The sequence below is a fragment of the Paraburkholderia sp. USG1 genome, from assembly GCF_031570135.1.
In the GTDB taxonomy this organism is placed as follows: Bacteria; Pseudomonadota; Gammaproteobacteria; order Burkholderiales; family Burkholderiaceae; genus Paraburkholderia; species Paraburkholderia dioscoreae.
The window spans coordinates 1-13,717 of the sequence record NZ_JAMWXW010000004.1 but is presented as its reverse complement, the minus strand read 5'-3'; the positions used below and the strand labels follow the sequence as shown (position 1 = coordinate 13,717).

The window sequence follows — 13,717 nt, the reverse complement described above, 5'->3', positions numbered from 1 at the left end:
TTCGACGCGCAGGAACAACAGTGTGCCCCAGTATGGCCGCATACTTGCTTAAGTAACAAGGCAAGCGCGTCGGCCTACCCTGTATTCCCTCAGACTCCTCAACGCGCCATGAGGCCCCATGCAAACCATCATCGACGATCACGCGTTGTATGTGGCGAAACATCCCGGCACATTCGTGCTGCAAACCCTGAAGGCATTCCGCGCGAACCAGGGCTTGCTGCTAGCCGGTGCAGTCGCGTATTACGCATTGCTCTCGATCGTGCCGCTGATGATCCTGATCGTGATCGCCCTGTCGCGCGTCGTGCCGCAACATGTTCTGCTGGCGGCGCTCGCGCATCTATTGCAATGGCTGGTGCCGGGGCAGTCCAACGCGCTGGTGCGCGAACTGGCCAATTTTCTCGCACATCGCGCAGTCATCGGCTGGGTTCTGCTGCTCACCATGATCTTCTTCAGCTCGCTCGCCTTCACCGTGCTCGAGAACGCGATGTCGCTGATCTTCGTCCACCGCGTGGTGGTGCGACGGCGGCACTTCCTGCTGTCGGCCATGCTGCCGTATTGCTACATTCTTTTTCTCGGCGTCGGCCTGCTGATCGTCACCTTCGTATCGAGCGGCCTGGAGGCGATCGGCGCCGAAGGCATCGACCTGTTCGGCCTGCATGTTTCGTTGCAAGGCCTCTCACGTGCCGTGCTGTATCTGCTCGGCCTCGCGGGCGAAATCTTCGTGCTGACCTCGATCTATATGGTGATGCCGGTCGGGCGCCCTTCGCTCAAACATGCCCTGTTCGGCGGCGTGGTCGCCGCCGTGCTGTGGGAGATCACCCGGCACGTGCTGGTCTGGTATTTCGCGACCCTTTCGCAAGTCAGCGTGGTATACGGCTCGCTGACCATGGCGATCGTGATCCTGTTCAGCCTGGAATGGCTCGCCACGTTGCTGCTATTCGGCGCCCAGGTGATTTCGCAATACGAACGATTCGGAATCGAACCGCGCGAGGCGCCGCAACCGAAGATAGAGACCGGTTGAGGCGACCTGAACGAAGAACCCGCCGGGGTCTTCGCGTCCATGAACCCCTCGCGTCACAGTTGATGCCAATTGCATCGCCCAGGCTGGCTAACAAGGAATCGCGTGCAATCCGGAACCAAACGATGCGAGCGCCGTCAGACGCGAGCCACCTCGTTCCGCGCGCAGGCGCCATGCGCGCAACGACGCAAGTGCGCGGCCAGGCGGCGAGACTGCGGTAACATTCTGTTGAATACTGGCCGGCGCGCACGCTTCGTGTAATCGCGCGCAATCGCCGCTCCGCCCCGGCGGGCTTCAGGATCCGACAATGAGCATCACCCAGCGCAACCACCTACAGATTTCCGGCAGCGGCAAACGTACCACAGTGCTGGTGCACGGCTTCGGTTGCGATCAGAGCATGCGGCGCTATCTCGCGCCGTCGTTTCATGGCGAATGCCGCATGGTGCGGGTCGATCACGTCGGCCATTGTCCGCACCTGATTTCGCCTCGCGCAAGCGCGGCTGCCATGAGCGCCTTTCCCGGGCCGGTGAGCCCGTAACGCGATGCACAGCACGGACTATCCGCTGCCCGCTGCCGATGCGTTGTTCGAGCATGCCGCCTGCGGCCTGCTCGTCACCGATACCAACGGCCGTATCCTGCGCGTGAACGCAACCTTCTGCGGCTGGCTCGGCTATCAGACAGCTGAACTCGCCGGGACGAGGCAGATCCAGGATCTGCTGAGCGCCGGCGGCAAAGTGTTCTATCAGACGCATTGGGCGCCGCTCCTGCAAATGCAGGGTTCGGTTGCCGAGGTCAAGCTCAGCTTGATGCATCGGGACGGCCATATGCTGCCGATGCTGCTCAATGCCGTGCGCCGCCGTCATGGCGAGGCCACCTACCTCGAAGTGGCCGTACTGATCGTCGCCGATCGTCATAAGTACGAGCAGGAGCTGCTGCTCGCGCGGCGCAATGCCGAGGCGTCCGTGGCCGCGCATCAGTTCGCGCAGAAAGAGTTGCAGGAAAGCCGCGACGTGCTGAGTCTCGCCATGCGCGGCGCGCGCATGGGCGCGTGGTCGCACGAGCCGAAGTCCGGCAGATTCTGGTGGAGCCGCGAGCTGGAAGCGCTCGCGGGCTACGCCGAGGGACGCTTTGCGCACACGCCCGGCGGTTTTTTCGAACGGATTCACCCGGGCGACCTGATCGCGCTCAACGAGGCGGTGGATCACGCGGTGGAAACCGGTGACGACTATGTCGCCGAGTTCCGCTTTCTGCATGCGAGCGGCGACTGGTGCTGGATGGAAGGCCGCGGGCGCGCCGCCTACGACCGCCACGGCGTGCCGCTGATGATCTACGGCCTCGGCATCGACATCACCGAACGCAAGGAAGCGCAGACGGTGCTGCTGCGCCAGGCCGCGATCTTCGAGCACTTGAGCGACGCGATCGTGATCACCGATCTGCGCGGCAATATCACCGACTTCAACGTGGGCGGCGAACGCATGCTCGGTTATCGCATGCGGGAGATTCTCGGCAGGCCGGTCGCGATGTTCCTGCCGCCGGAACAGGCGCTGGGCATTCGCCGGGAAGCGCTGGCGGCGCTCGCCGCCGAAGGCACGTGGCGCAGCGAGTTGCCGTTCGTGCGGCGCGACGGTTCGCGCGGCGTCTGCGAAACGGTGGTCAAGCCGCTTGCAAACGCGCGAGGCGATGTCTACGGCGCGGTCAGCATCAATCGCGACATTACCGAGCGCAGGCGCGCCGAACAGCAACTCACCCGGCTCAATCTCGAACTCTCCAAAGCCGACCGCCGCAAGGACGAATTCCTCGCCACGCTGGCGCACGAACTGCGCAATCCGCTTGCGCCGATGCGCAACGTGCTGGAAATTCTGCGTTTGAAGGAGTTCGCCGATCCGCAATTGAGCTGGTCACGCGACGTGTTCGACCGGCAACTGCAACACATGACCCACCTGGTCGACGATCTGCTGGAGGTCTCGCGCATCACCCAAGGCAAACTCGAGTTGCGCAAGCAACGGCTCGAACTGGCGCGCGCGATGCAATCGGCAATGGAAGCGGCGCGGCCGACCGTGCAGGCCTCGTCGCACCATCTGAGCGTGACGCTGCCGCGCGAGCCGCTGTATCTGATCGCAGACCCCACGCGCCTGTCGCAGATGATCCTGAATCTGCTGAACAACGCCGCCAAGTACACGCCGCCTGGCGGCAGCATCTCGCTCGCGGCGGAACGCGAAGGCGACGAAGCGGTGATCGTCGTGCGCGATTCCGGTATCGGCATTCCGGGCGAGCATCTGGACAGCGTATTCGAAATGTTCTCGCAACTCGCGCCGGCTCTCGACCGCTCGCAGGGCGGCCTCGGCATTGGTCTCGCGCTGGTGCGCGGCCTCGCCGAACTGCATGGCGGCACGGTCGCTGCCTTCAGCGAGGGCCCCGGCAAAGGCAGCGAGTTCATGATCCGGCTGCCGTTGACAAAAACCGCTTCGCAGCCGTCCGACAGCACGCCGCCCGAAACGCCGCGCGCGGCCGGCCTGCGCGTGCTGGTCGTCGACGATAACGCGGACGCCGCCGAGAGCCTCGCGATGGTGCTCGAACTCGAAGGCCACGAAGTGCGCACCGCTGGCGACGGCATTGCCGGTCTCGAACGGGTCGACGCATTTGCCCCGCAGGCGGTGATTCTCGATATCGGCTTGCCGCTCCTGAACGGTTACGAAATGGCGCGGCGGATTCGCCGCGATTACCCGGACGCGGGCATTCTGCTGATCGCCGTCACGGGTTGGGGCCAGCAGCAGGACAAGCAAACCGCCGTGGCCGCCGGGTTCGACCACCACTTCACGAAACCGGTCGACCCACGGGAATTGCAACGGGTGTTAAGCCGGCAGCGGGTATGAGCGGTGAGCGCGGCTTGCGGGACAGACGCGATATCCGCGCAATCCACACGTAACCGGTGCGCGCGCTCCTGCAAATATTGCAACGCAATAGCAATTCCTGCGCGTTGCCTCCACCGTTAGATCCGGGCGGATACAGCTCGAATTCATAGGACGAAAACGGAGATCGGCGCCTTTACGCGCGCATTCGGGAATAGGTTCTGCTACCGCCGTTGCGGGCCCATTCTTCAGCGGATAATCTTCCGCTCTCCTCGCCGTTATGATCAGAACCGCTTCCGTTGCCGCGGCGTTGTGCGCGGCCTGCCTCGCTTCCGCCTGCGTACACATCGGACCGTCCCGCCTGAAAGCCGACCAGGTGGACTATGCGCGCGCCCTCGGCGACGCGAAAAAACGCGAGATTCTCGCTGCCGTGGTCGGCCTGCGTTACGGCGACGCGCCGGCCTTCCTGACGGTCAGCAGCATCATCGCCGCCTATACGTTCGACGCCACCGGCGGCGCGACCGCCAATGCCGGCTCGGGCAGCCAGCCGAGCTATGCGCTCGCGACGGGCAGCGTGTCCTATTCGAATCATCCGACCTTCACCTTCACGCCGACCACCGGCGAAGCATTTGCGTCCGCCTATATCCGACCGCTTGCGCCCGCGCTGGTGTTGCCGCTTGCCGAGGGCGGCATTCCGATCGATCTGCTGTTGCGCATCACCGCGCAATCGGTGGGCGGCTTGCAGAACGGCAATGCGCTCGGCGGCGAAAATAGCGCGGGCGCGCCGGGTTTCTTCGAATTGCTGCAAGCGTTGCGGCGCCTGCAACTGGCGGGCGAGCTGAATGTCGAGTCGCGCCAGGCGGACGGGAAAAACGGCGCAATGGGCGTGTATCTGGTGATGGGCGCGACCACAAGCGGCGAGTCGGCAGCCACGGCGGCCGATCTTGCGCGCGTGCGCAAGCTGCTGCATCTGTCTTCGACTACGCGGACCTATGAAATCGTCTATGGGCCGTCGTCGGCTTCACAGAAGGGCGACAAGATTCCGATGGTGACGCGTTCCGTGCTCGGTATCCTGTCCGACCTCGGCGCCCAGGTGCAGGTGCCCGTCGAGCGTATCAGCGATGGATCGACCAAGCCGACCGTCGGGCTGATCGGCGGCGAGACGCGGCCGACTATCATCGTGCACTCGGGCAAGACACCGCCCGATAACGCGTATGTGATGATTGCGTACGGTCCGTCGACATATTGGGTCGATCGCAACGACTTCGATTCGAAATACGCGTTCACGGTGGTGCAGAATCTGATGGCGCTTGCCGAGGCCGACACCAGTAGCAAGGCGCCGGTGGTGACGATTCCGGCGAATTGATGCCGCGGGTTTTTTAGCACGGTCTTTGCCTCAGATGAGGCCACAGTCGATCCCGCAGCGTTGACGTCGCACGAATCCAGGCTGCAAATAAAAATCCGGCGGGTGTCATTTCATGACACCCGCCGGATTTTTTTCCAGGCACGCTATGCGTGCCCTACTCCCCTACTCCTGGCTGCGCTTGCCTTGCACCCGCGCGATCTGCTGCTTTGCCGCTTCGTATACATGCTCCGGCGTGAAGCCGAACTTCTTCTTCAGCTCGGCAAGCGGCGCGGACGCGCCGAACGTATGCATCACCACCTGCGCGCCGAGACGCCCCACATAGCGGTCCCAGCCAAGCGAAGCTGCCTGCTCGACCGCCACGCGCGCGTCCACATCCGGTGGCAGCACCGAGTCCTGATACGCCTCGTCCTGGCGCTCGAAGATATCCCATGACGGCATCGACACCACGCGCGCCGCAATGCCTTCGCCCTTGAGTTTCTCGTACACGTCGACACAAACCGAGAGTTCGCTGCCCGTCGCCATCAGGATCACCTGCGGCTTCTGCCCGCCGGCTGCATCGGCCAGCACGTAGGCGCCCTTCTGCGTGCCCTTCGCGGCCGCATAGCGGCTGCGGTCCAGCGTGGGCAACGGCTGGCGCGACACGACGATGCACGACGGCCGCCGCGGATCGGCAAGCGCCACGCGCCACGCCTCGGCCACCTCGTTGGCATCGCCCGGACGCAGCACGGTCAGTCCCGGCACGCCGCGCAGCGAGGCGAGCTGCTCGATTGGCTGATGGGTCGGACCATCTTCGCCGACGCCGATCGAATCGTGCGTGAACACGTAAATGGCCGGCACTTCCATGATCGCCGAGAGCCGGATAGGCGGCTTCATGTAGTCGCTGAAAATCAGGAAGGTCGAGCCGAACGGCCGCAGATTCGACAGCGCGAGGCCGTTTACCGCCGCACCCATCGCGTGTTCGCGAATGCCGAAATGCAGATTGCAGCCGCCATAGTTATCGTGTTCGAAGCTGCCCGCGCCCTCGAATTTCAGATTGGTTTTGGTGGACGGCGAAAGGTCGGCCGCGCCGCCGATCATCCACGGAACGCGCGCGGCAATCGCATTGAGCACCTTGCCCGACGATTCGCGCGAGGCAACGCCCTTCGGGTCCGCGTCGAAGGTAGGAATGTCGCTGTCCCAACCGGCCGGTAATTCGTGCGCTTCGATCTGCGCGAATTCACGCGCGAGTTCCGGGTGCTTTTTGTTGTAGGCGTCGTACTTCGCCTGCCATTCCTCGCGCGCCGCCTTGCCGCGCGCACCGATGCCCGCCGCGAAGCGTTCGCGCACACCGTCGGGCACATAGAAGAATTTATCCTCGGGCCAGCCGTACGCTTTCTTGGCGAGCGCCACTTCTTCTACGCCAAGCGGCTCGCCGTGCGCCGCCGAGGTGTCCTGCTTATGCGGCGCACCCCAGCCGATTATGCTGTGCACCACGATCAGCGTCGGCCTGTCGGTAATGCTTTTCGCTTCGACGAATGCCGCTTCGAGCGCGGCGGCGTCGTTCGCGTCGCTCACATGCAGCGTGTGCCAGTTGTAGCCGCGAAAGCGGGTTTCCACGTCGTCGCTATAAGCGAGGTCGGTGTGGCCTTCAATCGTCACGCGGTTGCTGTCGTAGATCCAGATCAGATTGGACAGCTTCAGGTGACCGGCGAGCGAAGCCGCCTCGTGCGAGATGCCTTCCATCATGTCGCCGTCGCCGCACAGCGCGTAGACCCGATAGTCGAACAGCGGCGCATCGGGCTTGTTGAAATGGCTCTCGTACCAGCGTGCCGCCATCGCCATGCCGACGCTATTGCCGAGCCCTTGCCCAAGCGGGCCTGTCGTGGTCTCGACGCCTGTGGTCATCCGGTACTCCGGGTGGCCCGGTGTCTTGCTGCCCAACTGGCGGAAATGTTCGATATCGTCGAGCGAGACCGCGGGTCCGTCGGTCGGGTTGCCGGCGTCGTCCACGGCTTTCACGTTCGCAAGGTGCAACAGCGAATACAGCAGCATCGAGGCGTGCCCCACCGATAAGACGAAGCGGTCGCGGTTAGGCCAGAGCGGCTCGTCGGGGTCGTAACGCAGATGGTTTTGCCACAGGTGATAGGCAACGGGTGCCAGTGCCATCGGCGTACCGGGGTGGCCGGAATTGGCCTTTTGCACAGCGTCCATCGACAGCGTGCGGATCGTGTTGATACACAGCTGGTCGAGGGCGGGATCGTTTTGCATGGGACACTCCTTGTTCGGCGTTGAAGAGACGGCCGGGACGCGCTGCGTGCTTCGGCGCACCCGGCGAACCGTGTTGACGGGGCAGAACGCATGAGGAACCGCTGCGAGGCTCAACGATGATGCGCCGATGCGCGCAAACCTGCACGGCGCGTGTCATGCGGAATGAGACGGCTCGCGCCTGGAAGCGAACCGCCTTTCAGAGGGCTTGCGGTGCGAACCCGTTCGGCGCCCGCACAAGCGAAAAGTGATGCAAACGCGTTTCAAGCCGCATGCAGCCAGTGTTCGACCAGTGGCCCATGCTTGCCGTCGATCGGATCCAGCGAAGGGAAAGGCAACGCCTCCATAGTAGCGAGTTCATCCGGCGTGAGCGCTTCGCGGCGGATATCCCACTGCTGGCCCTCCGGATACCCGGCCACCACCTGAAAATGCCGCGCGAACGATTGCAGACAATGGCCGGTGCCGGCCGGCAGCAGGAGCGCGTCGCCGGCGGACAGCGTCACCACCCTGCCGCCTGGCCCGCCCACGATCACCTGCGCGGAACCGTCCGTCACACCGAGTATTTCGTGCGCAGTGGCGTGGAAATGATGGTAGTCGAAGATGCCGTCGCGCCATTGCGGCGGCCACGCGTTGCGCTCGAACAGGATCTCGAACGCCGCCGCCAGATCGCCGCTGTCCGGCATGAGCGCGCGCCGGTAAATCACCACCGGCAGTTTGCGGTTATTCGGCACCCAGTCGTGCGGCTCCAGCATGAAGGCTTCGTACTCGGTCTGAGCGACATCGAATCCATGCTTCGAATCGTTGTACATGGTTTGCTCCTTTGCGTCCTGATCCTGACGCTCGCAGTGCTCTCCCGAAGCCGGCGCATGCGTCGGCCCCGGTGGGCCATTCAGCGCCGCATAAAGCGCGCCTGCCTGGGCACGTACGGTCTTATAGGCCGCTGTGCGCGCAGAGCTATGTCGGTGGACGAATTTTGCAAACATATGAAGTTAATGCTCCGTGTCTGCCACTATGTGCGCGGCGTTGGCTGGCGCGATCGCGGGTCGCGTAGTCGCGGCGGCGCAATCGCGGCGCAGCCTCATTGCGCTCAGCCGCCGCCTATGCCTTGCAGCACTTTTCCCGTGCCGCCGCATAGCGTGCACTGCACGCCTTCCACCGTGCCGGTGCCGTGGCACGCACGGCATACATCTTCGCCGACGCCGGGCGCATCGGCCGAAGCTTCGTCGCCGGGATTCAGCGGTTCATTGTCGTGTTGCATGCGTCTCTCCGTTGGTTTGGGTGCGTACCGTTCAGCACACGCCGCGTCAGTCCTTGCGCTGTGACTCGCGTCCACCGCCTCCCGGCGGCTCGGCATGCGCGCCTGTGCCCAGCGGTACTTCGGCCGTTTGCGCCGGGCGCTCGCTCGAACGCGGCGGATTGGTCTGCCTGTCCACGCCGGTCTGTTCTACGGGCTCGATACCGAGCGGGCTCGGTTCCACGTAGTGCGTGCCGCTCGGCCGGTTGCGCTGCTTTACCGCCTCCGCTGTCTGTTCGTCTGGACTTTGCTGGGGTTTGTCATTCTGCATGTCGACCTCCTTCGGGTGTCGGGTAGGTGTTCACAGCAGCAACATCCGGTCCCTCTCCGTCAATTATGTGGATCGCCCGCGCGCGGGACTTGGGCACGGCCATTGCGGCATTCGGTACGGAGGTCTGGTTCAACATTGTAAAAAGGAGAACATCATGACGATGACGACGATTCGCGTATCCGATACCGAAGTGCAGGTTGAGCGGACCCTGTACCTGTTCGCGCACAAGAACGACGCGGACGCATTCCAACGCTGCCTGGCCGATACGTCGATCGATAGTTGCTACCGCACCCATCCGCCGCTGGCGGTACGTCCGAGGGTGCCCGACGAACATCCCGACGACCCGGGCCGCGGCAGTACGATTTCTCCGTCGCTCGGCGGCATGCCATAAAAGAATCCGTTATTGCGGCGGCGCGCACGCGCCGCCATCGTCATTTCTCAGGAGCCGCGCGATCTGCAGCGACGATCTCCCGGCCATATTCGATCGCGGCACGGCGTGCCTCGTCGGCAGTTGCGTACGGCCCGATTTCGGGCGCGCCGTCGAATGGAAACAGAATTTTTCTGTCCGCTTTCCTGACAACCTTCAGTCCACCTACGTAACGGCCGTCGCCTGTCCCGTGATAGCTGGCGTAAATCTCGAAGTCGTCGTCAGCAACGTCGGCCTTATGTCGCGCCATTTGTCTTTCCCTTGTCCCTGCACTTCAGTGCGTCATGTTCGGAGTGATATGGCGGGGGCGTATCGCCGCTCGGCACCACGCGCATGCCGTGACCGAGCAATAGCCGTTCCACACGGCCAGCACCGGCATCTGCGCGAAATAAAAGGCGAGTGGCATGCCGGTTGCAATCGACAAACCGACTCGCCGACAGGCACGCATCACACGGAGAACACGATGAACATAACGAGCGCACCTCGCATGCCGAATCTTCGCCTGCATGCGCCGACCCCGCCGGAGGTCGATCCCGACACGCCGCCTCCGACCACCGATCCCGACCCGTCGCCTCCGCCTGACGACGTGCCGCCGAGCGGTCCGGCACATGTCCCCGAAGGCGATCCCCCTGTCAAACCGCCGCCCGTCAGCGCCGCTTGCTGCCGAACGTTGCCAAAATGGCGAAGGTTGTAAGCGCAAATTAATCCGGTGGTCCGGTAATTGCGGACTCCTTCGTGCGAGCCGGCATTCAAGCACCGGCTAACCCGCGAGGAGCGAACAATGAGTACGGATCAGATCACCGGAACATCGACAGACGGCGCAACAGACGCCACACCCGCCAGTGCCCCGCTCAAGGAATACCGCAACGCGGCGGGCGGTTGGGGTTCGGTGAAAGCAGTCGCGTCGATTCTCGTGCAGGAACACGTCACGTTGAACGGCAGCCGCATTCTGTCGCAACAGAACAAGCCTGACGGCTTCGCCTGTGTGAGTTGCTCATGGGCCAAACCCGCGGACCCGCACCTTTTCGAGTTCTGCGAAAACGGCGCGAAGGCGACCGCGTGGGAAATCACCAACAAACGCATCAATGCCGACTTTTTCGCCGCGCACACCCTGAGCGAATTGCGCTCATGGAGCGGCTTCGAGCTCGAATCGCGCGGCCGTCTGACCGCGCCGATGCGCTGGGATGCCGCGACCGACCGTTACGTGCAGACCACATGGGAACATGCATTCGCCGGGATCGCGAAAGAACTGCAAGCAATCGATCCGAACGAGGCGGTGTTCTATGCCTCCGGCCGCGCCTCGCTCGAAACCTCGTACATGTATGCGCTGCTCGCCCGGCTGTATGGCACCAACAACCTGCCCGACAGTTCGAACATGTGTCACGAGAGTACTTCGGTTGGCTTACCTAAATCGATCGGCGTGCCGGTCGGGACCGTGCAGCTCGAAGACTTCACGCACACCGACTGCATGCTGTTCTTCGGCCACAACACGGGCACCAACGCGCCGCGCATGCTGCATCAGTTGCAGGACGCGCGCAAACGCGGGGTGGAGATCATCACTTTCAATCCACTCAAGGAGCGCGGACTGGTCAGCTTTGCGAATCCACAGTCGCCGCTCGACATGCTCACCCCCTCCGAAACGCAGATCAGCACGCAATACCATCAGGTGAAGATCGGCGGCGACGCGGCCGCGATTGCCGGACTCTGCAAGCTGCTGATCGAATGGGATGACGACGCGCAGCGCAACGGCGCGCCGCGTGTGCTGGATGCGGCGTTCATCGCCGAACACACGCACGGCTTCGAAGCCTTCGCAGACGCCATGCGCGCTACCTCATGGGAAGAAATCGAGGAGCACTCGCAACTCAGCCGCGCCGCGCTGGAAAACGCCGCGCGGGTCTATGCCCAAGCGAACGCCGCAATGGTGTTGTACGGCATGGGCATCACGCAGCATCGCAACGGCGTGCATAACGTGCAGATGCTGTCGAACCTGCTGCTTCTGCGCGGCAATATCGGCAGGCCGGGCGCGGGTATCTGCCCGATTCGCGGCCACTCGAACGTGCAGGGACAGCGCACGGTTGGCATTACGGAGAAGCCTGAACTCGCGCCGCTCGACAAGCTGAAGCAACTGTATGGCTTCGAGCCGCCGCGCGACAAAGGCATGACCACGGTCGAAGCCTGCCGCGGTGTGCTCGACGGCAAGGTCAAAGCCTTCATCGGCCTGGGGGGCAATTTCCAGGTGGCGATTCCCGATCATCATGTGATGGATCCGGCCTGGCGGCGGCTGCGGCTCACGGTGCAGATCGCGACCAAGCTTAAACGCAGCCATCTATTGCACGGCGAAGTCGCCTACCTGCTGCCGTGCCTCGGGCGCATCGAGATCGACCGCCAGGCGGGCGGCGAGCAATGGGTGAGTGTGGAGGACAGCACGGCGTGCGTGCACGGTTCGCATGGACTCGCCGAACCGGCCGGCGATATGCTGCTATCCGAGCCGGCCATTGTCGCGGGCATCGCGAAGGCGCTGTTGCCGCGCAATCCAAACGTGGACTGGGATGCCTGGGTGAACGATTACGCGCTGGTGCGCGAGGCGATCGAGCGCACCTATCCGGATCAGTTCAAGGACTTCAACCAGCGCTTCAGGCAGCCGGGTGGGTTCCACCGGCCGCTCGCCGCGTGCGAGCGCAAATGGAACACGGAAAGCGGCAAGGCGAATTTCATCGTGCCCGATACGCTCGACGAGGACGCGGACATGCCCTCGCGCGGCCCCGACGTGTTGCGCCTGATGACGACCCGCGGCGACAGCCAGTTCAACACCACCGTCTACGGTCCCGACGACCGCTTCCGCGGCGTGCATGGCACACGCGACGTCCTGCTCATGCATCAGGACGACATGACCCGGCTCGGTCTGGCGGAAGGCGCCGCGGTATGCATCTCCACCGACTCGAACGACGGCATCGCGCGCGAGGTCGACGGCATGCATGTCCACGCGTTCGACATTCCGCCTGGCTGCGTCATGGGCTATTACCCGGAATGCAACCGGTTGATTCCGCTCTCGCATCACGCGAAATCGAGTCAGGTGCCGGCCTCGAAGTCGATTCCGGTGCGGCTGCGCAAATCGGCGGCGGTCGGGCAGGCCGCCGCCTGACGATGCAAAAAGCGCAAGTCAGAACTGATGCAGCATGCCGACATAAGCGCCGGTCTGCGATTCGCCGACGAGCGGACTCGTGTTGCCGGCCGCATCGCGCGGCGATGCTTCGAGCGAGAAGTTCGAGTTGCTGCCGTTGTGCACATAGCCCACCGTGCCGTACAGGAAGGTGCGCTTCGACAGATTGTAGGTGGTGCCGAGCACGTACATCATCGCGTGGCCGGACGGGTCGTGCGCGGCATCGCCCGAGCCGTCCCCTACCTTCACGTAGTAGCCGCCCGCCGTCACGGCCCAACTCGGCAGGAAGCTGTAGGTGGCGCCGAGCCAGTAGTGATCGGCGGTGTCGGCCACGCCGACCGGCGAATCGGGCGCCGAGTAGTGCGTATAGGCGCCCTGGATCTTGACCGCGTTCAGACGCACATTGGCGCCCACGAAATATTCGCGTGACGCCTGGAAGATATTGCTGAAGCGGCCATTGGCGTCGCGCAGTTCGTCGTAGATGCCGCGCACGTCGAAGAGCGGCGAGTGATACGTCAGCATGATGCCGTCCGAGCGGCCGAACTCGCAGGCCGCGCCGCTGTTGAAGGCGCCTGGCTGATTGCCGAACGCGTATTGTGCCTGCACGTCGAAACCCCAGAACACCGGGCTGTGATACTCGACGTTGTTGCTGGTCTGCTGCCAGTTGCGCCCGCGCACGAGCGAGGCCGACGAAAACGCCTGCTGCACGAACGGGTCGAATTCCCATACGCCGTCGCTGTCGATAAACAGATTACGGCCGGCCTGCAACGTGCCCCACTGCTCGCTTTTCAAACCGGCGAACGCGCGACGCGACCACAGCCGCCCGCCGCTCGTCGTGCCGTTCATGACCTGCAACCCGGTTTCGAGGTTGAAGATGGCATTGAGCCCGCCGCCCAGATCTTCATTGCCTTTGAGGCCCAGCATACTGGTGCCCCAATCGCCGCCCTCGGCGCTCCAACGGTGGGGCGGCCCCCGTGAAAACCGGACACGAGGAACGCTTAAACTTTGAGGTAGTCTTACGCCTATGTTTAAGCCCAGCTCTAACGTGGAACCCATTGAAGTTTTGACCCAGCCCGAACAGCGCCGCA

11 protein-coding genes and 1 pseudogene are annotated in these 13,717 nt (G+C 63.6%); 6 read left to right on the top strand and 6 right to left on the bottom strand.

Annotated elements, in window-relative coordinates:
* Positions 1 to 118: 118 nt before the first annotated feature.
* From NE850_RS06520 to NE850_RS06505, 4 genes are all read left to right on the top strand, one after another.
* Positions 119 to 1,021, top strand: a complete 903-nt coding sequence (locus NE850_RS06520; protein ID WP_165188450.1) for a YihY/virulence factor BrkB family protein — start codon at positions 119 to 121, stop codon at positions 1,019 to 1,021.
* 304 nt (positions 1,022 to 1,325) lie between these two features.
* Positions 1,326 to 1,556 carry an alpha/beta fold hydrolase gene (locus NE850_RS06515; protein WP_007177389.1) on the top strand — a complete coding sequence of 77 codons (231 nt, stop codon included), beginning with the start codon at positions 1,326 to 1,328 and terminating at the stop codon, positions 1,554 to 1,556.
* 4 nt (positions 1,557 to 1,560) lie between these two features.
* The gene (locus tag NE850_RS06510) at positions 1,561 to 3,891 is read left to right on the top strand and encodes a PAS domain S-box protein (protein ID WP_007177390.1); all 2,331 of its coding nucleotides are present in this window, start codon (positions 1,561 to 1,563) and stop codon (positions 3,889 to 3,891) included.
* 256 nt (positions 3,892 to 4,147) lie between these two features.
* Positions 4,148 to 5,233, top strand: a complete 1,086-nt coding sequence (locus tag NE850_RS06505) for a hypothetical protein (RefSeq protein ID WP_007177391.1) — start codon at positions 4,148 to 4,150, stop codon at positions 5,231 to 5,233.
* Positions 5,234 to 5,395: 162 nt separating this feature from the next.
* Here the strand turns inward: NE850_RS06505 and tkt are convergent, their stop codons facing one another.
* The 4 genes from tkt to NE850_RS06485 all read right to left on the bottom strand — a co-directional run bounded on the left by tkt (position 5,396) and on the right by NE850_RS06485 (position 9,042).
* Positions 5,396 to 7,480: a transketolase gene (tkt, locus tag NE850_RS06500; protein ID WP_310698549.1), complete on the bottom strand. Its 2,085-nt coding sequence runs from the start codon at positions 7,478 to 7,480 to the stop codon at positions 5,396 to 5,398.
* A 260-nt stretch (positions 7,481 to 7,740) separates the two neighbouring features.
* Positions 7,741 to 8,286 (bottom strand): cupin domain-containing protein, encoded by a 546-nt coding sequence (locus tag NE850_RS06495; protein ID WP_007177393.1) that lies wholly within the window; start codon positions 8,284 to 8,286, stop codon positions 7,741 to 7,743.
* A 278-nt stretch (positions 8,287 to 8,564) separates the two neighbouring features.
* Positions 8,565 to 8,735: a hypothetical protein gene (locus tag NE850_RS06490; RefSeq protein ID WP_007177394.1), complete on the bottom strand. Its 171-nt coding sequence runs from the start codon at positions 8,733 to 8,735 to the stop codon at positions 8,565 to 8,567.
* Between the two features lie 46 nt (positions 8,736 to 8,781).
* A complete protein-coding gene (locus NE850_RS06485; protein WP_007177395.1) occupies positions 8,782 to 9,042 on the bottom strand; it encodes a hypothetical protein in 261 nt (86 codons plus the stop codon).
* Positions 9,043 to 9,196: 154 nt separating this feature from the next.
* Between NE850_RS06485 and NE850_RS06480 the strand changes: the two genes are divergently transcribed.
* Positions 9,197 to 9,433: a hypothetical protein gene (locus NE850_RS06480; protein ID WP_007177396.1), complete on the top strand. Its 237-nt coding sequence runs from the start codon at positions 9,197 to 9,199 to the stop codon at positions 9,431 to 9,433.
* Positions 9,434 to 9,473: 40 nt separating this feature from the next.
* Here the strand turns inward: NE850_RS06480 and NE850_RS06475 are convergent, their stop codons facing one another.
* The gene (locus tag NE850_RS06475; RefSeq protein ID WP_007177397.1) at positions 9,474 to 9,719 is read right to left on the bottom strand and encodes a DUF6723 family protein; all 246 of its coding nucleotides are present in this window, start codon (positions 9,717 to 9,719) and stop codon (positions 9,474 to 9,476) included.
* Positions 9,720 to 10,250: 531 nt separating this feature from the next.
* Here NE850_RS06475 and NE850_RS06470 point away from each other — a divergent pair.
* Positions 10,251 to 12,611 (top strand): FdhF/YdeP family oxidoreductase, encoded by a 2,361-nt coding sequence (locus NE850_RS06470; RefSeq protein WP_310698548.1) that lies wholly within the window; start codon positions 10,251 to 10,253, stop codon positions 12,609 to 12,611.
* An 18-nt stretch (positions 12,612 to 12,629) separates the two neighbouring features.
* On the opposite strand, the pseudogene NE850_RS06465 reads toward NE850_RS06470, so the two are convergent.
* Positions 12,630 to 13,601 (bottom strand): annotated as a pseudogene (locus NE850_RS06465) (porin); the annotation flags it as partial.
* Positions 13,602 to 13,717 lie beyond the last annotated feature (116 nt).